The following is a 19,070-nucleotide window of genomic DNA, read 5'->3' as shown; positions in this document are numbered from 1 at the left end:
CGCACCGAATTTCCGGCCCCAGCGCCGGATCGTTTCGTAGGACACGACAATGCCGCGCTCCAGCAGCATTTCTTCCATCAGCCGCAGGCTTAACGGGAACCGGAAATACAGCCAGACGGCATGGGCGATGATATGCGGTGGGAAACGGTGGTTCTTGTAGCTTATGGTCGGCGTGCTCATCACGTCCGGTTATCCGTCAACCGTTAAGCCACGAACAACGTGACAACGCCCTGCAAGTTCCTGTTTAGCAACAGGAATAGGTAATTTTCGCCATCAAGACGCGGCCCGTAGTTCCGACTGGACAAGTGACACCCACATGGTCGCAGCAAGCGGAAGAACGGCGTCGTTGAAATCATACTTGGAAGAGTGGAGGCCGGGATTTTCTCCTGACGAACGACCAGCTCCAAGCCAGAAGTAGCAGCCAGGCTGTTCTTGAAGCATGAACGCGAAGTCTTCAGCCGCCATGCTGGGGAGGGCATCGACGATGGTCAGGCCTGGCAATGTTGCTGCAACCTCTTTCACGACAGCAGCTTGGTGGGCATCATTGATAGTGGCCGGATATCGGATAAAGTAATCGACAGCAGCGTGGCACCCAAGACCCTCAGCGATCGAAGCGGAGACCTGCTTGACCCGCTGCTGGATGCGCTCTCCGATCTCCTCGTCAAACCAACGAGTAGTGCCTCGAAGGACGACTTCTTCCGGGATTACGTTCCAAGCGTCGCCACCATGTATTTGTGTGACAGAAACCACCGCAGATTCGAGCGGTGAAACATTCCGGCTGGAGATGGTCTGAAGCGCAGAAACGATCTGTGAAGCGGCAACCACGGGATCAGCGCCTTCGTGTGGCATCGCGCCGTGGGCTCCCCTACCCCTAACGACGATCTCAAAGGTCGCGAATGCTGCCATCATCTGATCGGGTCGAGCGACGATTGAACCCAAGGGCAAAGCTGGCCAATTATGCATCCCAAAGACTGCGTCCACCTTGTAGTCTTTGAAAAGACCATCCTCAATCATCGCGCGGGCTCCGCCCTCATTTTCCTCAGCTGGCTGGAATATGAATGTAACGGTACCGTCGAACTCAATGCCTCGCAGGGCACGGGCCGCTGCGAGTGCTGACGCGACGTGTCCGTCGTGCCCACAGGCATGCATGATGCCGGGCTTCTTCGAGGCGTAAGGAAGCGAAGTGCTCTCCACGATCGGTAGGGCATCCATGTCAGCCCGAATACCTATCGAGCGGTTCGACGAGCCTTTTCTAAGGGTTCCGACAACGCCAGTCTTTCCATAACCCGACGCGATTTCGTACCCCCATTCGAAGAGCTTCGACGAAATGAAGGCGGACGTCTGTTTCTCGTCGAACCCAAGCTCAGGGTTTTCGTGCAGATGTTGACGCCAGCGGATTGCTTCTTCAACATGATCGTTTGAAAGCGTGTACCCCATCCTCAGCTCCTTGTTATAGTCAGTATCAGCACTTAGCGATCACGGTGCCAGCTGGGCAAGCAAACGAGTAGGGAAACAGTGACCTTGGTGCGGCTGGGGCGGAGAACGACCCTTTGTCCGGCATCAGCAAGGGATAGTCCCTTGGGTCGAGGGCCATCGGAACCTTCATCCCGAAGTTCAAGAGATGGCGCCCCCGGATCGAAAGATTTCTGCCTCCAACCTCAGCCGTACCCCCATGTTGAGCGGCGACTACGCATCTCGTGTAAGGCCTCGTGGATTCTCTTATAGCATGGCCGAGCGAAAAACTGTGGGCGAGGCACCAGCTCCTCCTGATCATCGACGATATGGCGGATCAGGGCCACACAGCAAGTGACATAGGTTCAAGGTTTGTCACATCGGGTGACAGCATTGCTCCAAAGCCCGGGACGGAAAGTGAGCCAATATGAGCGTCACCTCGGCTCAGACGCAGGCGCACGCGGCCATCCTGCCGGTGGTAGAGATCGGGATGTGCCGTAAGGAAAGCTTCGGCCTCGGCCTGAGGGCGATTATCGAATCCGTCGATGAAATGATGTGCGTTCTTTTCGACATGCGGCAGTCCGAGCCAGCTGACCAGTGCGAGGTCTTGCTGCAGCGAGATGCCGGGCTCGCAGGTGAGGTCTTCGGCGGATAGAAAATAGCGGCCAGGTTCCTGTTGGTTCCATACCTGCGCGCGCCCGGCGTTCAGGATGGATTTGTAAAGACCCTTGCAGACCTTTGACGAGACACCTGTGTAACCAAGCGACCGGGCATGCGGAAAAGCGTCAAGCGTACCATCGGATTCATTAATGATAACTGGAATGCAAGCGGCAAGGGCGCTGATCGGCTGCTCCAGGGTGCGGTCTCGGCGGATCGGCTGTTCGAGGCACAGGATTGTTCGGGCGAAACGGTGCAGGGCGGGATCGGCGCTGAGGTGAGCGAAGAAGGCCGCGATACTATCGCCATCCTCAAACTGCTCGTTGCCGTCAAGCGTGACGCGATAATCGATCCCGCTTGCGTCCAGAAGTGCAGTGATCCGGCGTATGCGATCGAGATCGACCTCAGGATCGCCGCCAATCTTGATCTTGTAATACCGGCAGCCATAGGTGGCGATGACTTCTGAGAGCGTCTCAGGCAGGCCATCATTGACCCCGCTTTCCTGATCGGCCGCAACCAGCGGGTCGACAAGGCCGACAGTGTGGCGGATTGCGATGGATGATGCGGGGCGCAGCGAAGCAAGGAAGGCATCAATATCAAAGCCTGCAAGCTCGGGTGTCAGGACGCCAATGCGAATACCGGCAAGATTGGCCGACATGGCATCGGCAAAGCTCATGGCCTCGACGCGGCAGAGGGCATCGAAGACGGCGCGGTCGAGCATGGCCATGCCAAAACTGGCGATCAGCGGATTAAGGGCTTCGGCTGTGCAAGCGGTAACCAGCGGCGTGTAATTTTCTTCGAACAACCCGTAAGCTGTTTGCGGACCGGAGGCGCGATAGGCCTCAGCTGCAAGCTCGATAGAGCGGCGCAACTGGTGGTGATTTTGATTGTCCGTCAGCCCCAGGTTCTTGTCAAACCACTTGGCACTCAGCGCTTCTGCCGACCAGCCGATAGCTTCGCGTCCGTCCTCAAGCCTGATACGGGCCGAAACAATAGCTTGACGACCACCGGTTGCAGTCTTGACGCCAAAGCGAAAAGGGATACGCAGCCGATAAGGCCGTTCGAAACAGGTGACATCAAGAATGTTCAGCCGCGGCGCGATCATGCCGGGACGAATTTCGGGTCATTGGCACCCTGACGACCGGTGAATATGTCGTAAATTTTCAGCGACAACGCCCCGAACTCGGCGGTGGCGCGGCTTTCAACCGTGCGCGGTCGCGGCATTTCGATATCGAGGATCGTATCAATCCGCCCCGGACGCGGTGACATGATCACTACGCGGTCGGAAAGAAACACCGCTTCAGGGATCGAATGAGTTACAAAAAGCACCGTCTTACGGGTGTCGGATTTTCTGAAGTCCTGCGAGACAGCGTTCCCGCAGCCGTGCTGGCGACCCGCCAGCTTTCCTCCATCTGCCCATCATCGGCGACGATCATGAAGCTTATCAGGCCGCCGACCTAACCACGGACCACAACCATGACCGATAAGACCTACAACGTGCTCTTCCTCTGCACGGGCAATTCCGCTCGTTCTATTCTCGCCGAATCCATCCTCAACAAGGAAGGTGGCGGACGATTCAAAGCCTTCTCCGCCGGCAGCCAGCCCAAGGGCGAAGTCAATCCACATGCCCTGAAGGAGCTGGAAGCGTTGGGCTATCCATCGACGGGCTTCTCGTCGAAGAGCTGGGATGTGTTCGCGGAGCCCGGCGCGCCGCAGATCGATTTCATCTTCACCGTCTGCGACAGCGCCGCCGGCGAAGCCTGTCCCGTCTGGATCGGCCATCCGATGACCGCCCATTGGGGTGTCGAAGACCCTGCCGCCGTCACGGGATCGGACGTCGAGATCCAGCGTGCCTTCGCACAGGCCGCGCGTTTCCTCAAGGACCGGATTGCCGCGTTCGTCAGCCTGCCGCTGGCATCCATCGATCACATGGCTCTGGAGACGAAGCTTCGCCAGATCGGTGCTATGGAAGGTTCGACATCGCCGCAGTGGAAGTCCGCCTGATGTCCACGTTCGAGCGCTATCTGACCATCTGGGTATTCCTGTGCATCGTCGCCGGTGTCGCCCTCGGCCATCTCATGCCCGGCCTCTTTCAGATCATCGGCGCGGCCGAGGTCGCCAAGGTGAACATTCCCGTCGCGATCCTGATCTGGCTGATGATCATTCCGATGCTGCTCAAGATCGATTTCCGGTCTCTGGCGCAGGTCGGCACGTACTGGCGCGGTATCGGCGTGACCTTGTTCATCAACTGGGCCGTCAAGCCGTTCTCCATGGCACTGCTCGGATGGCTTTTCATCGGTTGGCTGTTCCGCCCATACCTGCCTGCCGACCAGATCGACTCCTATATCGCAGGGCTGATCATTCTCGCCGCGGCTCCCTGCACCGCTATGGTGTTCGTCTGGAGCAACCTGACGCGCGGGGAGCCATTGTTCACGCTGTCTCAGGTCGCGTTGAACGATGCCATCATGGTCGTCGCCTTTGCTCCGATCGTAGGCTTGCTGCTCGGCCTCTCCGCGATCACCGTGCCTTGGGATACGCTCGTTCTTTCCGTCGCCCTCTATATCGTCGTGCCCGTCATTATCGCGCAGGTCATCCGCCGCCGCCTCACGGTTGGCGGTACGACGCAGGCACTGGATGGCGTGCTGGCAAGGTTGCAGCCGATCTCACTGGTGGCGCTGCTTGCGACGCTGGTTCTGCTCTTCGCCTTTCAGGGCGAGCAGATCATCGCTCAGCCCGCCGTCATCGGCTTGCTCGCCGTGCCGATCCTGATCCAAGTCTATCTGAACTCCGGGCTTGCTTATCTGCTCAACCGGATGACCGGCGAACGGCATTGCGTTGCCGGGCCATCGGCTCTGATCGGCGCCAGCAATTTCTTCGAGCTTGCGGTTGCTGCCGCCATCAGCCTGTTCGGCTTCCAGTCCGGCGCAGCACTCGCCACCGTCGTTGGCGTGCTCATCGAGGTTCCGGTCATGCTCTCGGTCGTCTGGATCGTGAACCGCTCGAAGGACTGGTACGAGGCCGCCCCCGCCGTCTCCAGAACCACCGTTACCGAAAGGCACTGACCATGGACGCGACCATCTATCACAACCCCGCCTGCGGGACGTCCCGCAACACGCTAGCGCTGATCCGCGCTGCCGGCATCGAACCTGCTGTCATTGAGTATCTGCTGAATCCGCCGACGCGCGAGCAGCTTGCGACGATGATCGCGGACGCTGGCTTGAACGTTCGGGAAGCCATTCGCGAGAAAGGCACGCCTTATGCCGAACTCGGTCTGGACAACCCAGACCTGACTGACGAGCAGTTGCTTGACGCGATGATCGCAACGCCGATCCTGATCAATCGCCCCTTCGTCGTGACACCGCTCGGCACCCGGCTCGCCCGTCCGTCCGAGGCGGTGCTCGACATCCTGCCCGACACCTTCAGGGGATCGTTCTTCAAGGAGGACGGTGAACAGATCCTCGACCAGGAAGGAAAGCGCATTGCCTGACACTTTCCCAGCACTGCAGGACGATCACCTATATTCGACAGATCTCGATGCCCTGCGTCCGGCGTTCTCAACGCATAAGCCGCGCATCCTGATCCTCTACGGCTCGCTGCGTGAGGTGTCGTATAGCCGCCTGCTCGCATTCGAGGTCCGCCGGCTGCTCGAACGCCTTGGATGCGAGATTCGTATCTTTGACCCGAAGGGCCTGCCGCTCCCTGACGAAGCGCCGGCGAGCCACCCGAAGGTGCAAGAATTGCGCGATCTTTCGCAATGGTCGGAAGGGCAGGTCTGGGTGAGCCCGGAACGCCACGGCGCGATGACCGGGATAATGAAGTCCCAGATCGACTGGATTCCACTCTCGGTCGGATCGGTCCGGCCGACGCAGGGCAAAACGCTTGCCGTTATGGAGGTGTCTGGCGGTAGCCAGTCCTTCAATGCAGTGAACCAGATGCGCATTCTCGGCCGCTGGATGCGGATGATCACCATCCCGAACCAATCCTCGGTCGCCAAAGCCTATCAGGAGTTCGACGCCGATGGCCGGATGAAGCCCTCGTCCTACTACGACCGGGTGGTGGATGTCTGTGAGGAGCTGGTGAAGTTCACCATCCTCACGCGCGACGCCTCCGCCTACCTCACCGACCGCTACAGCGAGCGGAAAGAGCAAACGGCCGAGCTTGAGAAGCGCGTGTCGTTGCGGTCAATTTGATGGGCTCGCGGTGGCGACAGCGTCCGTTTGACCGCTGTCGCCACCGTGAAAAGGCTCCGAACCCAAATGGGGCAGATGGCTGCTCCGATGACGAGCAGACGCGCGAAGCACGGCATATGCCCCGAGTCCCTCCCGGGTTCATGTTCCTAGTGCATCGGCGTAGGCCCCTTTCTTCAACTCAGGCGGCAAGATGTTGATCAAAGAAATTGGTCATCTTGTCGAACGGGATTACATCCAGCTTGTCATAGAGATCGGTGTGATTGGCGCCGGGAATGATCATCAGTTCCTTCGGCTCTGCCGCGTTCGCAAAGGCCGTCTCGCTGAAATAGCGCGAATGGGCCTTTTCGCCGTGGATCAACAGCATCGGACGCGGGGAAATCTCCCCGATGTAGCTCAGGATCGGCATGTTCATGAAGGACAACGGGGTCGTGAGCGTCCAGGAGCCGTTCGAGTTGATCGCCCGCGGATGGAAGCCGCGCGGCGTCTTGTAGTAGTCGGCGTATTCCACGACGAATTGCGGCTCGCCGCCCTTCAGCTCAAGGGAAACCGGACCATAGGCGGGCGTGCCCTTTTCCGCATCTTCCCAGCGCTGCCGGCTCAACTGTTCCAGCGTCTGCGCGCGTTGCTCCGCGGTCGTGCTGTCGTTGTAGCCTTTCGACATGACGCGGGTCATGTCGTACATGGTGCTGGCGACGACGGCCTTGACGCGCTTGTCGGAAGCTGCGGCATTCAATGCCATGCCGCCCCAGCCGCAAATGCCGATGATGCCGATCCGCTCACGGTCGACGGAAGGCTGCAGGCCGAGATAGTCGACGGCGGCGCTGAAATCCTCGGTGTTGATGTCCGGAGAAGCGACGTTGCGGGGCTCGCCGCCGCTTTCACCGGTAAAGGATGGATCAAAGGCCAGCGTGACAAAACCGCGCTCGGCCATGGTCTGCGCGTAAAGACCGGAGGATTGTTCCTTGACCGCGCCGAACGGGCCGCTGACGGCAATCGCCGCAAGCCGCTTTTCGGCACGGTCCTTCGGCAGATAGAGATCGCCCGTCAGGGTGATGCCGTACCGATTCTTGAACGTGACCTTCTGATGGTCGATCTTTTCGCTTTTGGGAAAAACCTTGTCCCATTCTTCTGACATGGTCTGAGCCTCTGTGTTGGAGATATTGAAAAGTGACGCCGCACTGAGCGCGGCCATGCCGGCGCCGGTCAGCTTCAGGACTTCGCGGCGACGAAGGGATGAACCGGACGCGTGCCCTGCCCCGGCTCCGGGTTTGTCGTGCTTTTGCATACCTGTTTCCTTTCTTCCGCCGAATATGGGCCACGCGGAAAAGGCGCACTAGATGGTCGATGTTGCTTGCAGTTATGAGGGGAGATCATCAATCGGGCCGAGATGGAGAGCCACCAGCGCGAGCACTGTCCTTGCGCTGAACGGTGACCCAAGCATCAGATAATGGGCAGCCCCCCGTCCAATTGTTTCATGAGGGATGTTCATGAAACTTATTCGACAAACGCGCCTAATCCGGTCCGCGCCAGACCCTACATTGACGGGGCCAGAACATGAGCCACGCAGACTTGGAAGGATCTGACATGAAGCGCCTCGCCGCAATTCTGATAACCGCCGGCCTCACGACGGGGCCTGCACTTGCCCAGGAAAGGACATCGATAATGGCGGACGACATTCAACGGGTTGCCCCAGCGCTTGGGGCCTACACACAGGACGGTTTGTTCGCAAAGGTGTGGCAAGGCGCCGATCTCTCCGCCCGCGACCGCGCGCTCGTCACTGTAGCGATCCTGATCACCCGCAACCAGACGGGCGAACTGGAAGATTATATCGCCCGCGCGCTCGATGCCGGCGTCACGCCGGCGGAAATGTCCGAAGCGATCACGCATCTTGCCTTCTATGCCGGCTGGGGCAATGCGATGGCCGCGGTCGAGGCGGCGGCGGATGTCTATGAGGAGCGTGGTGTCGGCGCTGATGCGTTGCCGCCCGTCAAGCCGGAACCCTTGCCGCTCGACGAGGAAGCGGAAAATGCGCGGCAGACGCAGGTGCAGGGGAATTTCGGAAGCGTCTCGCAGGGCGTCGTCGATAATACCGAAAACTTCCTGTTCCGCGACCTGTGGCTGCGTCCGGATCTCAAGCCGCGCGACCGCAGCCTGATCACCGTTGTCGCGTTGATCGCATCAGGGCAGGTCGCGCAGATGCCCTATCACCTCAATCGCGCGATGGACAATGGCCTGACCAGGGAAGAGGTGGGCGGCGTGCTTGCCCATGCGGCCTTCTATACCGGCTGGCCCAATGTGTTCACGGCGCTGCCCGTGGCGAAAGAGGTTCTCGAGAAACGCTCCAACTGATCAGGAACGAGAGCGACCTGCCCGAACGGCGTTCGGGCAGGTCGATCGTTAATTATGCTCGCGCATTTGCCGGGTCGTGAACACAAAATCGTTTGCCGCCTGCGACTGATGACAGGACGCGCAGCGCGAGCCGTCCTCGCTCCCGTTCGGTGACCTGTCCGGGGCGAATTCGCGGAAAAGCCACGCGCCGGCCTCGGAAACCGAGGTCCATTGCGCGCGTTTTTCCATGATGATGTACCGGTGGAGTTCATCGCCGCGATAATCTTCCATCATGATGACAGTGCCGTCGGGAAATGTCCGCCCCTCGCGCGCTGCGGCGACGGCTTCCGGCGAGGTGAAGATCTCCTCGCGAATATTGCCGCGGGTGACGGTCGCATAATGCACGCCGTCACGATATGCCTCGGGGAACGACACCTCCTCGTTGGCGGATTGGGCAAAAGCAAGGGTGGCGAGAACGAGCACCCCGCTTACGCCGAGTCCCGTGACGGTACGCAATCGCATGTCATTCTCCTGTTCTGTGATAGATCAGGAAAGAATGGGCGGTTTTGCGCAAGGCTTGTAGCGGGCCAAACCTGCATGCACTTATGAAGGCACTTCATCAGTCACGCGCGCTCACTCGCGATGACGCAGGGCGTCGACGATGAGCGAGAAGGCGGGCGAAGACTGCCGCCGGTGCGGATAATAGAGGAAGTAGCCGGGAAACGGCGGGCTCCACTCCTCCAGCACGGTCTGTAGCCGCCCGGATTTGACGTGGGCGGCCGTCATGCTCTCCGGGACATAGGCGATCCCGAAACCTTCCACGGCTGCCTGAACGCAAGGATAGATCGTGTTGAACGTGACCTGCCCTTCCACCCGCACACGAAGCTCGCGGCCGTCCTGCTCGAACTCCCAGGCGTAGAGCCCGCCAGGGGTGGACAGGCGCAGATTGATGCAACGATGCCTGGTGAGATCCTGCGGGGTCTCGGGAACGCCGTGCTTCCTAAAATAGGATGGCGCGCCGACCGCGACCATCCGGAAATCGGGTCCGATTTTGACGGCGATCATCCCTTCGGATACCTGCTCGCCCAGCCGCACGCCTGCGTCGATCTTCTCCCCGATGATGTCGGTCAGTGCATAGTCGGTGATGAGTTCGACGGAGATATCGGGGTTTTTGCGCAGAAGCGGCCTCAGCCTCGGCCAGAGAACCGTCTCGGCGGCATAATCGGTCGTGGTGATGCGAAACTGGCCGGCCGGTGTGTCGCGCAATTCGACGATGGAGGCGAGCTCGTCTTCCAGTTCCACGAAATGCGGCGCCATCCGTTTCATGATGCGCTCGCCCGCCTCGGTTGGAACAACCTTGCGGGTCGTGCGGTTCAGGAGCCGGACACCGAGCCGGTCTTCCAGAGCCTTGACCGAATGGCTGAGCGCGGATTGCGAGACGCCGATCTGCGCCGCCGCGCGCGTGAAGCTGCCTTCTCGTGCGACCACCACGAAGCCCATGAGGTCATCGATGTTCTCTTTCAGCATTGATGAGCCACCTTCATAATACCTGGCATATTACATAGGATAATCGAGGCCCACCGAACAGGGTATTCTTGGAAAATCGACATGAGGCGGAAGGAGATCATGAGATGAGGCTAGGGATTCTGGGCTCCGGCCTGATGGGCGGAAAACTGGGAACGCTATGGGCGAAAGCCGGCCATGAGGTGACGTTCAGTTATGCGCGCAGCCAGAGCAAGCTCGATCGACTTGCGCGGGAGGCGGGAGCGAAGGCCGGTACTGTTGCCAAAGCGGTCGAGGGAGCCGACGCCGTGCTCCTGGCCGTTCACTGGTCGCGTATCTCCGACGTTCTGGAACAGGCGGGCGAACTGGACGGCAAGATCGTGCTGAACTGCTGCGTGCCGCTCGATGAGCAAAACCGTGATCTCGTGGTCGGCGTCACCACCTCGGGTGCCGAGGAACTTGCGCGCCTGCGCCCGCGTGCGCGCTGGGTCTCGGCGTTCAACACCAGCCCAAGCGAAGCCTTCTTCGACGTCTTTGCTGGAAGAGACAGGGAACCGCGGCCGCAACTCCTCTATTATGGCGACGATAACGGAGCGAAGCGGGCAGCAGCCGGCCTGATCGAGGATATCGGCTATGAGCCGCTGGACGTCGGGCCGCTGCGCACCGGGCGTTTCGCGGAGCCGTTCGCGATGGTCACGGCCGAGCTTGCCTATTCGCAGCCGGGCGGGGCGAAGTTGACCTACCGCTTCAGCAGGTTTCGTTAGAATTCATGAGTCTTGCTCATAAGAGACAGTACGTGAAGAAGGCTAATCCAACATTCCCGCGAGCGCTATCTTACCGACAAGATTGAAAGTCCCCTGGAAAGGAAACAACGATGAAGATCACGAAAGCAGGCTCCACGCCTTCGACCAAAGGCCCCGAGGACTGGTTCACCGGAACTGTTCGTATCGATCCCCTGTTCAACGCCGAAGCGCCGGGCCGGGCCGGTGCGGGCGCCGTCACCTTCGAACCCGGTGCGCGTACCGCCTGGCATACGCATCCGGCAGGTCAGGCCCTGATCGTCGTATCCGGCTTTGGCCGTGTCCAGCGCGAGGGCGGTCCCGTTGAGGAGATCCGGGCCGGCGACGTCGTCTGGTTCCCCGCAGGAGAAAAGCATTGGCATGGCGCGGCCCCGGATGTGGCGATGACGCATATCGCGATCACGGAAACCGTCGACGGCAGCAACGTCACCTGGATGGAGAAGGTGAGCGACGCCGACTACGGCGTCTGATCGCTCCCTCAAATCTGGAGAGACGGCCGGCGCATCCCTTTCGCCGGCCGAAACTTTTTCGCGAATTCAAACAAGCGAGACAGGCATTGCCATGCGCCCGAATATCATCTGCCATATGATCTCGTCCATCGACGGGCGACTTCTCACCGAACGCTGGAACGCGCCGAACGGCGAACCTGCGACCGGCCTGATCCACCGCGTCTACGAAGAGGCGGCCGGGCGACTGGGCGGTCAGGGATGGATGGTCGGACGTAGGACGATGGCTCACTACATCGAAGATCAGCGCAAGCCGCAACTTCTCGAACAGCCGCTGAAGCGGCCCGCTTTCAAGGGTTCGCCGGCCGGCCGCAAGCTCGCCGTGGTTCTCGATCCGTCCGGAAAGCTGCTGCATGCCGGCGACGACCTCGACGGCGATCATGTCGTCTCGATCGTCTCGGAGCGTGTGGAAGAAGCCTATCTGGAGTCGTTGCGCCGGAACGGCGTGTCCTATCTCTTGTCCGGTTCCGACGGATCGGGCCTTTCAGACGCCGTGGCGGCGCTGGGCGAGATGTTCGACGTGAAGACCATCCTTCTCCAGGGCGGCGGGACGATCAATGGCGCGTTCCTGGCGGCCGGATTGATCGACGAGTTCAGCACCCTGATCTTTCCCTCGGTCGACGGCATGGCGGGTATCGCCTCCATCGTCGATTATCACGGCAGCCGAACCACACAGCCGTCTTCCGATTTCCGCTTCCAGTTGGCCGGCAACGAAACGCTCGAGGCCGGCACGGTCTGGCTGCGTCACAAGGTTCTTCGCAGACATGTCGCATAGTTCATCACCGGCCACGGCCTCCGCCGGGCAGACGGCGACCCTGTCCATCGTGGCCTTCGCGACGATGCTCGCGCTCGTCGTCTTCACCGTGCCGCTAACCACACTGGCCGACATCACCCGCTCGTTGTCGGCCGGTCCCAACGCCCAGGCCTGGATCCTGAGCGGCATGCCGGTCGGGGCCGCCGTCGGGCTTCTCGGGTTCGGAGCGCTCGGAGACAATTACGGCCGGCGCAGGATTTTTCTCTCAGGCCTCCTGATCACGGCGGGTTCGTCCCTCGTGGCGGCCCTGGCGCCGACATCGATCCTGCTGATTGTCGCGCGCATCGTCCAGGGCATCGGAAGCGCAGCCATCATGGCCTGCGGTCTGGGTCTCATCGGCCAGGTTTTCGCGGAAAGCCTGGCGCGCGCCCGCGCCGCGGCCATATGGGCGTCGGCGCTCGGCGCCGGGGTCGCGGTCGGCCCGGTCCTGGCGGCCCTTCTGCTGCCCGTCGGCGGCTGGCATGCGTCGCACTGGCTGATCGCCGCGATTTCCGCGGGCCTCTACCTCATGGCACGGGGCGTTCTTCCTCAGGACAGCGGGCAAACGCGCGGCAGCGTCGACGGGGCGGGGTCGCTGGTGATGGCGGCGGCGATCCTGTGCTTTCTCGCCGCGTTGACCGAAAGCCGCTTCGGCCTGCAACCGCATGTGCTGGCGCTGTTTGCAGGCAGCGCCGTCCTCGTCGTCGCCTTCATCCTTGTCGAAGGCCGCTCGGCCAATCCCGTGCTGCGACTCAGCCTGTTCAGACGTCCCGATTTCGTCGGCGCCACGGCCGGCGCCTTCGCCTCGGGCGCGGGTGTTCTTGCCATCATGACGATGATCCCTCTGATCATGGAACAGGGGTTTGGCATTTCGCCGTTCCGGGCGGCGGTCATCTTGATGGCGTGGTCGGCGACGACGGCGGTCGCAGCGCTTGGCGCCCGCCTGATCCCGGAGGACATCTCGCCACGCATGCTTCTCGTCACCGGCATGGTCGGCTGCGCGGCCGGGCAGGCCGCAACGCTGCTGGCGACGCCGGAGCGCGGTTTCGCCTGGGTGCTGCCAGGCCTGCTCATTGCCGGGATTGCGAACGGCATCCTGAATGCCGCCCTCGGCCATCAGGCGGTACAGAGCGTTCCGGCCGAGCGCACGGCGATGGGAAGCGCCGCCAACAATACCGCCCGTTATCTCGGCTCCGCCGTCGGCATCTCGCTGGCGACGATCATTATCACCCATGGCGCCGAAAGCGGCGTGGCGGGCCTCCTTTCCGGATGGAGGATCGCCGTCCTCGTCTCGGTGGGCTTCTCGATCGCAGGCGCCGCAATCGCCGCTGTCATGCGGCCGCTTAATTTATGAACACAACTCATGAGTTCTAGTAGCTTGCCCCGGCTAATCTTTTGACTGCCCGTACGTGATATTGACGACAGCGATGGCGCGACAGGCATTCGCCGGCGCCGACACCACGAGTATCGGTACAACGCGAGAGGTGGCGCCGGAATGCGACTTCACTGCAGAAAGACGGCTTTGAACTGCATTGCGGCCATCGGTGCAATGCTCGCCTTTACCCCCGGCGCAATGCTCTCCGCTCACGCGCAAGGGGGCTCAAAGGGCACATCGGAGGACGGAAGTATGAAGATACGTATCATCATAGAGGGGCAAGCCCTTTCGGCGACCCTCGACGACAGCACGGCGGCGAAAGACTTCGCATCGCTGCTGCCGCTCGATCTGACTCTCTCGGACTATGCCTCGACCGAGAAGGTCAGCGACCTGCCGCGTCGCCTTTCGACCGACGGCGCCCCCCGCAGCTACAAGCCTTCGGCAGGCGACATCACCTATTACGCGCCCTGGGGCAATCTCGCGATCTTCTATCGCGGCTTCAGCGACTCGGCCGGCCTCGTGCGGCTTGGTGCATTCGATGACGGCGTCGAAGCGCTACGACGCGATCAGCCGTTCAAGGCCCGCTTTGAAGTCGCCGAGTGAAGACCCCGATCAGAAGCGCAATTCAACCATATGTTTGCAGGCGCTTCGCGCCCGATGGAGAAAAACATGAGTGAAAACATCGAAGGAAAAGTCGTCGTCATCACCGGCGCAAGCTCGGGGCTCGGCGCGGAAACCGCCCGCCATCTCGTCAAGGCCGGCGCCAGGGTTGTTCTTGGCGCCCGCCGTCTCGACCGGCTCGAAGCGCTCGCCAGCGAACTCGATCTCGATACGCAGGCTATCGTCGAGACGGACGTGACCGACTGCCGTCAGGTCAAGGCGCTGGTCGAGCGCGCGGTCGAATTGCATGGCCGGATCGACGTCCTCGTCAACAATGCCGGCCTGATGCCGAGCTCGATGCTCGACAAACTGAAGATCGACGAGTGGGATCGGATGATCGACGTGAACATAAAGGGCGTTCTCTACGGCATCGCGGCGGCGCTTCCCCATATGCAGAAGCAGAAGTCCGGGCACATCATCAATGTGTCGTCTGTCGCCGGTCACAAGGTCGGCCCCGGCGGTGCGGTCTACGCCGGAACAAAGTGGGCCGTTCGGGCCATCTCCGAAGGGCTGCGGCAGGAAGTGAAAGCCTACAATATCCGCACGACGATCGTCTCCCCGGGCGCGGTAGCGACCGAACTGACCGACACGATCACCGACCAGGATGTCGCAGCCGGCATGAAGCAGGTTTACGAGGCGGCTATCCCGGCAAGCTCGTTTGCCCGCATCGTCGCCTTCGCGATCAGCCAGCCCGAGGACGTCGATATCAACGAAGTCCTCTTCCGTCCGACCAGCCAGGCCTATTGAGCCGGATGCCGCACCTGCGGGTCGCCTCGATTTCGAAAAACGGGAGCACTGGAACATGCCGCACATTGTCATAAAGGCCATGGCGGGCCGCAGCGAAGAGCAGAAGAAGCGCCTGGCCCAGGCCATTGCGCGTGACGTCGTCGATATCCTCGAATGCGACGAGGCTTCGGTCTCGGTCGCTTTCGAGGACGTGGCATCCGGCCGATGGAAAGACGAGGTCTACCTGCCCGACATTCAGGGGCATCGGGACAGGCTTTACAAGAAACCCGGATACGAGATGTAGGGAGCTCTCGGCTGGCCGTTTCGTCGGCCAGCCCGCGCGAGAGACAATGGAAAACACTCCGAAGAAATTCATCGATACCAGCATGGCCAGCGACGGCACTGCGCGCAAGACGTGTCGGTTCATCGGCATGGCGCTGATATCTCTCGCGCTGTCCAACTCGGCGCCCATGATCGCCGAGGCGCAGGATGCCGCCACGCCGATCCTCGGCCGTAGTGAAAGCGCATGGACATCGACCGTCGTCGCCGAAGGGCTGGATTACCCTTGGGACATCGTGCTGGGCGGCGAACGCCTGATCCTGACCGAGAAGGCGGGTTCCGTCGTCACGGTCGCTGGCGGCGAACTTCAACGGCACACGCTCGAAACGTCACACCCGCTTCGCACCGAGGGCGGTGCGGGACTGCTCGGGATCGCCCTGGCGCCGGATTTCGCATCGAGCGGCAGGGCCTTCTTCTACTACTCCTACGTTGCCTCTTCAGGCCCCGCGAACCGCGTCGTGTCGGCCGTTTTTGATGGCGGCGCATGGCGCGAAACCGGCATTCTGATCGACGGCATTCCCGGCCACCGCCTCTATAACGGCGGCCGGATCGCGATCGGGCCCGACGGCCACCTCTATGTGACAACAGGATGGACAGAGAACTACGATCTGCCCCAGGACCCCGACAGCATGGCCGGCAAGATTCTGCGGGTGACGCTGGACGGTGCGGTGCCCGCGGACAATCCGTTTCCCGGCTCGAAGGTCTATTCTTATGGCCATCGCAATCCCCAGGGGCTGGCTTGGAGCCCCGCGGGCGAGCTGTTCGTCTCCGAGCATGGCCAGTCCGCGCTCGACGAAATCAACCGCGTCGAACCCGGCGGCAATTACGGCTGGCCCGAGATTCAGGGGGACGAGACGCGGGATGGCATGAAGGCGCCCTTCGCCCATTCCGGTCGCTCGACCTGGGCGCAGTCCGGCATCGCCTTCGCTGGCGAGGAACTGCTTGTGGCCGCCCTCCAGGGAAAAGGCCTCTATGTCCTTGACGGCGCAAATCGCAGCCTCAAACCCGTGTTCGAGACCGGCGAACGCTACAGGCAGGTGCTGCCCGTCGGAAGCGATCTCTTTGTCATCACCACCAATCGCTCGCCGCGCGGACAAGGCGCGTCCAATGACAGCCTGATCAGGCTGTCGCCCGCCGGCTGAGCGGTTCGATATCCGAAATTGCAAGGATGCTGACGTGAGTCCTTGGAACAACGACCTTTTGCAACGGATCGCCGGGAGCGACGATCTCCATATCGCTCCGCTGCGCGACGACCTCGTGACCTTCGGGACGCCGACCTGGATCTGGTCGGTGGTCGTGGACGGCGATCTCTATGTGCGTGCCTATAACGGGCGGAATTCCCGTTGGTATCGCTCGGCGATGGAAAACAAGAAAGGGCGGATCAAGGCGGCCGGCGAAACGATCGACGTTTCATTCGAGCCGGTCGAGGGGGCCGTCAACGATCTTGTCGATGCGGCCTATCGGTCCAAATACGGCACGAGCCGGTATCTCGCTGCGATGATCGGAGACCGGGCGCGCGCCGCCACCGTCAGGGTCACGCCGACAGTCTTGTAGCTTTGCGAAGGCAGGGAACAATCGATCAAATCCGGATGTTCCAGAAACCAGGCTCATAAGTGTAATCGGAACTGCCTGGCTAGTGGGCGCCCGGTCGATCTGATGAACTGAGACCGTCAAAAGATGTTTCGATCAAGCACCCGAAAGGATTCTCTATGTCGGAAGAATACATTGGCAAACGTCACTCCGCAGATAAGAGCCGCCGCAATCTTCTCAAGGCCGGCGCCGTCCTGGCTGCGGCAATGCCGATCGCGGCAGGCATGGCTGGCAGCGCCGCCGCGCAGGAAGCCTCTGCCGCGACCGGGCAGAGCATCCAGATCACATCTAACCGCTCGACGCCCTCCGTGATCGGCGATCCGGCGCAATTCTCCGGCCATGCGGTGATCGATCCGCTCTTCCCGGCCAACGAGTTCACCGGAGCAACCGGCGGGCTGGTGACGTTCGCGCCGGGCGCGCGCACCGCCTGGCATACGCATCCGGCCGGCCAGATGCTGATCGTGACCGAGGGAAAGGGTTGGGTCCAGGAAGAAGGTGCTGAAAAGCGCGAAATCAAACCCGGCGATGTCGTCTGGATACCCGTGGGTGTCAATCACTGGCATGGCGCCACCGATACGTCGGGCATGGCGCACATCGCGATTTCCTACATGCGCGACGGCAGCAACGTGACCTGGGGCGAACTCGTCACGGACGACGAGTTCGCGAAATAACGCTCGCCGCACCGCCGAGACGCCAAAGGAAGCTTCGCGGCACTCTGCATCGGCGAAGCGCTGACAGACTTCCGTCTCATCCATAGCCGCAAAGTTCCAGACTTTGCGGCTTTCTCATTCAGGCGCCGCGAAATCCGGGCCTGGCGACGGAAGAGACATCCACGCCAACCGGCAAAGCGCTCAACTACGCGACGTCCGGTAGGCCGCCGATCAACTTGTCCAGCGTCACGGGATAGTCGCGCACGCGAACGCCGGTCGCGTCGTAAATGGCGTTGGCGATCGCAGCGGCCACGCCGCAAAGACCGAGTTCGCCGACCCCCTGCGCCTTCATCGGCGACGACATCGGATCCGTCTCGTCCATGAAGATCACCTCCTGATGCGGAATATCGGCATGGACCGGAACTTCGTAGCCGGCGAGATCATGGTTGACGAAAAAGCCGCGGCGGGTATCGACAACCAGTTCTTCCGACAGCGCGGCGCCCGCTCCCATCGTCATCGCGCCGATCACCTGGCTGCGGGCGGTGATCGGATTGAGAATCCGGCCGGCCGCACACACCGCCAGCATTCGGCGGATGCGGGTCTCTGCCGTCGCCCTGTCGACGCCGACCTCGACAAAATGCGCGCCGAATGTCGATTGCTGGTGCGTTTCGGAGAGCTTGCCCCATTCAATCTTGTCCTCGACCGTGATCCCGTCGGGACCGGCTGCCTCCGACAGTGGAACCGAGCGGCTGCCGGAGCGCACTTCGCCATTTTCGAAGCTGACGTCCTGCGTGTTGAGGCCGAGCTTCTTCGCCACCGCCTCGCGTAATTTGACACAGGCGGCATAGACGCCCGATGTCGAACAGTTGCCGCCGAACTGGCCGCCGGAGCCGGAGGATACGGGGAAGTGGGAATCGCCGAGATGAACGGCCACCTTGTCGAGGGGAAGGCCCAGCATTTCAGCGGCGGTCTGGGCGATAATCGTATAGCTGCCCGTGCCGATGTCGGTCATGTCCGTTTCGACGGTGACGACCCCCATCCTTGTCGAGCCGCACCCGCGCTCCGGACGGAACCAGCAGATTGTCGCGGAAGGCGGCAGCCATCCCCTGCCCGATCAGCCAGCTGCCATCGCGCCGCGCGCCCGGCGTGCCGCGCCCCTTCCAGCCGAACCGCTCAGCGCCGAGCTTGAGGCCGCCGAAAAGATCGCGATGCGATAACCGGCGCTCCGGATTTTCGGGATCGACCTGGGTGTCGTTGAGAATGCGGAACTCAACCGGATCCATGTCGAGTTTTTCCGCCATTTCGTCCATGGCGATTTCGAGCGCCATCAAGCCGGGCGCTTCCCCCGGCGCGCGCATCGAATTGCCTTCGGGGATATCGAGCGGAGGCGTCGCCTTAACCGGCTGGTGCGGATCGAGGCAATAGTCTATCGGCATGACTGACGATGCGTCCGCCCGATACAAACGCCACCGCTTTCCAGCCGAGATCATCGCGCATGCGG

22 protein-coding genes and 2 pseudogenes are annotated in these 19,070 nt (G+C 61.4%); 16 read left to right on the top strand and 8 right to left on the bottom strand.

What is annotated here, in order from left to right; genetic code table 11:
* The 4 genes and pseudogenes from YH62_RS28790 to YH62_RS28775 form a co-directional block, all read right to left on the bottom strand.
* Positions 1-180 (bottom strand): annotated as a pseudogene (locus YH62_RS28790) (IS6 family transposase); the annotation flags it as partial.
* Between the two features lie 93 nt (positions 181-273).
* Positions 274-1,437, bottom strand: a complete 1,164-nt coding sequence (locus YH62_RS28785; protein WP_046797746.1) for a M20 aminoacylase family protein — start codon at positions 1,435-1,437, stop codon at positions 274-276.
* Positions 1,438-1,789: 352 nt separating this feature from the next.
* Positions 1,790-3,214, bottom strand: a complete 1,425-nt coding sequence (locus tag YH62_RS28780; RefSeq protein WP_046797745.1) for a mandelate racemase — start codon at positions 3,212-3,214, stop codon at positions 1,790-1,792.
* A complete protein-coding gene (locus tag YH62_RS28775; protein WP_245282246.1) occupies positions 3,211-3,378 on the bottom strand; it encodes a hypothetical protein in 168 nt (55 codons plus the stop codon). The genes YH62_RS28780 and YH62_RS28775 overlap by 4 nt, the downstream gene beginning before the upstream one ends.
* Positions 3,379-3,420: 42 nt before the next feature.
* Between YH62_RS28775 and YH62_RS29915 the strand changes: the two genes are divergently transcribed.
* Genes YH62_RS29915 through arsH form a run of 5 tightly spaced genes read left to right on the top strand, consistent with a single transcriptional unit; the run spans position 3,421 to position 6,299 of the window.
* The gene (locus tag YH62_RS29915) at positions 3,421-3,570 is read left to right on the top strand and encodes a hypothetical protein (protein WP_245282245.1); all 150 of its coding nucleotides are present in this window, start codon (positions 3,421-3,423) and stop codon (positions 3,568-3,570) included.
* A 15-nt stretch (positions 3,571-3,585) separates the two neighbouring features.
* Complete coding sequence (locus YH62_RS28770; RefSeq protein ID WP_046797743.1) at positions 3,586-4,113, top strand: arsenate reductase ArsC; 528 nt, start codon at positions 3,586-3,588, stop codon at positions 4,111-4,113.
* Positions 4,113-5,171, top strand: coding sequence for an ACR3 family arsenite efflux transporter (gene arsB / locus YH62_RS28765; protein WP_046797742.1), 1,059 nt, complete (start codon positions 4,113-4,115; stop codon positions 5,169-5,171). The genes YH62_RS28770 and arsB overlap by 1 nt, the downstream gene beginning before the upstream one ends.
* Complete coding sequence (gene arsC, locus YH62_RS28760; RefSeq protein ID WP_245282248.1) at positions 5,168-5,596, top strand: arsenate reductase (glutaredoxin); 429 nt, start codon at positions 5,168-5,170, stop codon at positions 5,594-5,596. The genes arsB and arsC overlap by 4 nt, the downstream gene beginning before the upstream one ends.
* On the top strand, positions 5,589-6,299 hold the full coding sequence (gene arsH, locus YH62_RS28755; protein WP_263136276.1) for an arsenical resistance protein ArsH: 711 nt from the start codon (positions 5,589-5,591) through the stop codon (positions 6,297-6,299). Before arsC ends, arsH begins: the two co-directional genes overlap by 8 nt.
* Positions 6,300-6,477: 178 nt before the next feature.
* On the opposite strand, the gene YH62_RS28750 is transcribed toward arsH, so the two are convergent.
* Positions 6,478-7,584 (bottom strand): alpha/beta hydrolase, encoded by a 1,107-nt coding sequence (locus tag YH62_RS28750; protein ID WP_046797740.1) that lies wholly within the window; start codon positions 7,582-7,584, stop codon positions 6,478-6,480.
* A gap of 299 nt (positions 7,585-7,883) precedes the next feature.
* On the opposite strand from YH62_RS28750, the gene YH62_RS28745 reads away from it, so the two are divergent.
* The gene (locus tag YH62_RS28745; protein WP_046797739.1) at positions 7,884-8,648 is read left to right on the top strand and encodes a carboxymuconolactone decarboxylase family protein; all 765 of its coding nucleotides are present in this window, start codon (positions 7,884-7,886) and stop codon (positions 8,646-8,648) included.
* 48 nt (positions 8,649-8,696) lie between these two features.
* Here YH62_RS28745 and YH62_RS28740 read toward each other — a convergent pair whose 3' ends face one another.
* Both YH62_RS28740 and YH62_RS28735 read right to left on the bottom strand, forming a co-directional pair.
* Positions 8,697-9,149 (bottom strand): cytochrome P460 family protein, encoded by a 453-nt coding sequence (locus tag YH62_RS28740; protein ID WP_052760564.1) that lies wholly within the window; start codon positions 9,147-9,149, stop codon positions 8,697-8,699.
* A gap of 111 nt (positions 9,150-9,260) precedes the next feature.
* A complete protein-coding gene (locus YH62_RS28735; RefSeq protein WP_046797738.1) occupies positions 9,261-10,154 on the bottom strand; it encodes a LysR family transcriptional regulator in 894 nt (297 codons plus the stop codon).
* 104 nt (positions 10,155-10,258) lie between these two features.
* On the opposite strand from YH62_RS28735, the gene YH62_RS28730 reads away from it, so the two are divergent.
* From YH62_RS28730 to YH62_RS28685, 10 genes are all read left to right on the top strand, one after another.
* A complete protein-coding gene (locus tag YH62_RS28730) occupies positions 10,259-10,894 on the top strand; it encodes an NAD(P)-binding domain-containing protein (RefSeq protein WP_046797737.1) in 636 nt (211 codons plus the stop codon).
* A 110-nt stretch (positions 10,895-11,004) separates the two neighbouring features.
* The gene (locus tag YH62_RS28725; RefSeq protein WP_046797736.1) at positions 11,005-11,400 is read left to right on the top strand and encodes a cupin domain-containing protein; all 396 of its coding nucleotides are present in this window, start codon (positions 11,005-11,007) and stop codon (positions 11,398-11,400) included.
* A gap of 91 nt (positions 11,401-11,491) precedes the next feature.
* Positions 11,492-12,211, top strand: coding sequence for a dihydrofolate reductase family protein (locus YH62_RS28720; RefSeq protein ID WP_052760563.1), 720 nt, complete (start codon positions 11,492-11,494; stop codon positions 12,209-12,211).
* A complete protein-coding gene (locus YH62_RS28715; RefSeq protein WP_046797735.1) occupies positions 12,201-13,583 on the top strand; it encodes an MFS transporter in 1,383 nt (460 codons plus the stop codon). The genes YH62_RS28720 and YH62_RS28715 overlap by 11 nt, the downstream gene beginning before the upstream one ends.
* Before the next feature lie 273 nt (positions 13,584-13,856).
* A complete protein-coding gene (locus tag YH62_RS28710) occupies positions 13,857-14,207 on the top strand; it encodes a cyclophilin-like fold protein (protein ID WP_046797734.1) in 351 nt (116 codons plus the stop codon).
* A gap of 66 nt (positions 14,208-14,273) precedes the next feature.
* A complete protein-coding gene (locus YH62_RS28705) occupies positions 14,274-15,011 on the top strand; it encodes an SDR family oxidoreductase (protein ID WP_046797750.1) in 738 nt (245 codons plus the stop codon).
* 55 nt (positions 15,012-15,066) lie between these two features.
* Positions 15,067-15,294 carry a tautomerase family protein gene (locus YH62_RS28700; protein WP_046797733.1) on the top strand — a complete coding sequence of 76 codons (228 nt, stop codon included), beginning with the start codon at positions 15,067-15,069 and terminating at the stop codon, positions 15,292-15,294.
* 166 nt (positions 15,295-15,460) lie between these two features.
* Entirely contained in the window at positions 15,461-16,471 is a 1,011-nt protein-coding gene (locus YH62_RS28695; protein WP_082118576.1) for a sorbosone dehydrogenase family protein, read from the top strand.
* A 34-nt stretch (positions 16,472-16,505) separates the two neighbouring features.
* Positions 16,506-16,883, top strand: a complete 378-nt coding sequence (locus YH62_RS28690) for a DUF2255 family protein (RefSeq protein WP_046797732.1) — start codon at positions 16,506-16,508, stop codon at positions 16,881-16,883.
* Between the two features lie 260 nt (positions 16,884-17,143).
* Positions 17,144-17,590, top strand: a complete 447-nt coding sequence (locus tag YH62_RS28685; RefSeq protein WP_046797748.1) for a cupin domain-containing protein — start codon at positions 17,144-17,146, stop codon at positions 17,588-17,590.
* A gap of 184 nt (positions 17,591-17,774) precedes the next feature.
* Here YH62_RS28685 and YH62_RS28680 read toward each other — a convergent pair.
* A pseudogene (locus YH62_RS28680) lies at positions 17,775-18,951 on the bottom strand (xanthine dehydrogenase family protein molybdopterin-binding subunit); the annotation flags it as partial.
* Positions 18,952-19,070 lie beyond the last annotated feature (119 nt).

Origin of the sequence: Rhizobium sp. LC145 (genome assembly GCF_001005825.1) — a bacterium.
Taxonomy (GTDB): domain Bacteria; phylum Pseudomonadota; class Alphaproteobacteria; order Rhizobiales; family Rhizobiaceae; genus Neorhizobium.
Note: the sequence above shows the minus strand (reverse complement) of the source record. Positions and strands in the feature narration are given on the sequence as shown.

Excerpts from the sequence above, each read along its gene's own strand:
- YH62_RS28735 (WP_046797738.1), bottom strand. The coding sequence starts at position 10,154 with ATGCTGAAAGAGAACATCGATGACCTCATGGGCTTCGTGGTGGTCGCA.
- YH62_RS28770 (WP_046797743.1), top strand. The coding sequence starts at position 3,586 with ATGACCGATAAGACCTACAACGTGCTCTTCCTCTGCACGGGCAATTCC.
- YH62_RS28685 (WP_046797748.1), top strand. The coding sequence starts at position 17,144 with ATGGCTGGCAGCGCCGCCGCGCAGGAAGCCTCTGCCGCGACCGGGCAG.
- arsB (WP_046797742.1), top strand. The coding sequence starts at position 4,113 with ATGTCCACGTTCGAGCGCTATCTGACCATCTGGGTATTCCTGTGCATC.
- YH62_RS28700 (WP_046797733.1), top strand. The coding sequence starts at position 15,067 with ATGCCGCACATTGTCATAAAGGCCATGGCGGGCCGCAGCGAAGAGCAG.
- YH62_RS28775 (WP_245282246.1), bottom strand. The coding sequence starts at position 3,378 with ATGTCACCGCGTCCGGGGCGGATTGATACGATCCTCGATATCGAAATG.
- YH62_RS28750 (WP_046797740.1), bottom strand. The coding sequence starts at position 7,584 with ATGCAAAAGCACGACAAACCCGGAGCCGGGGCAGGGCACGCGTCCGGT.
- YH62_RS28720 (WP_052760563.1), top strand. The coding sequence starts at position 11,492 with ATGCGCCCGAATATCATCTGCCATATGATCTCGTCCATCGACGGGCGA.
- YH62_RS28710 (WP_046797734.1), top strand. The coding sequence starts at position 13,857 with ATGAAGATACGTATCATCATAGAGGGGCAAGCCCTTTCGGCGACCCTC.
- YH62_RS28705 (WP_046797750.1), top strand. The coding sequence starts at position 14,274 with ATGAGTGAAAACATCGAAGGAAAAGTCGTCGTCATCACCGGCGCAAGC.
- YH62_RS29915 (WP_245282245.1), top strand. The coding sequence starts at position 3,421 with ATGAGTTACAAAAAGCACCGTCTTACGGGTGTCGGATTTTCTGAAGTC.
- YH62_RS28785 (WP_046797746.1), bottom strand. The coding sequence starts at position 1,437 with ATGGGGTACACGCTTTCAAACGATCATGTTGAAGAAGCAATCCGCTGG.
- YH62_RS28745 (WP_046797739.1), top strand. The coding sequence starts at position 7,884 with ATGAAGCGCCTCGCCGCAATTCTGATAACCGCCGGCCTCACGACGGGG.
- YH62_RS28715 (WP_046797735.1), top strand. The coding sequence starts at position 12,201 with ATGTCGCATAGTTCATCACCGGCCACGGCCTCCGCCGGGCAGACGGCG.
- YH62_RS28780 (WP_046797745.1), bottom strand. The coding sequence starts at position 3,214 with ATGATCGCGCCGCGGCTGAACATTCTTGATGTCACCTGTTTCGAACGG.
- YH62_RS28725 (WP_046797736.1), top strand. The coding sequence starts at position 11,005 with ATGAAGATCACGAAAGCAGGCTCCACGCCTTCGACCAAAGGCCCCGAG.
- YH62_RS28730 (WP_046797737.1), top strand. The coding sequence starts at position 10,259 with ATGAGGCTAGGGATTCTGGGCTCCGGCCTGATGGGCGGAAAACTGGGA.
- YH62_RS28740 (WP_052760564.1), bottom strand. The coding sequence starts at position 9,149 with ATGCGATTGCGTACCGTCACGGGACTCGGCGTAAGCGGGGTGCTCGTT.
- YH62_RS28695 (WP_082118576.1), top strand. The coding sequence starts at position 15,461 with ATGATCGCCGAGGCGCAGGATGCCGCCACGCCGATCCTCGGCCGTAGT.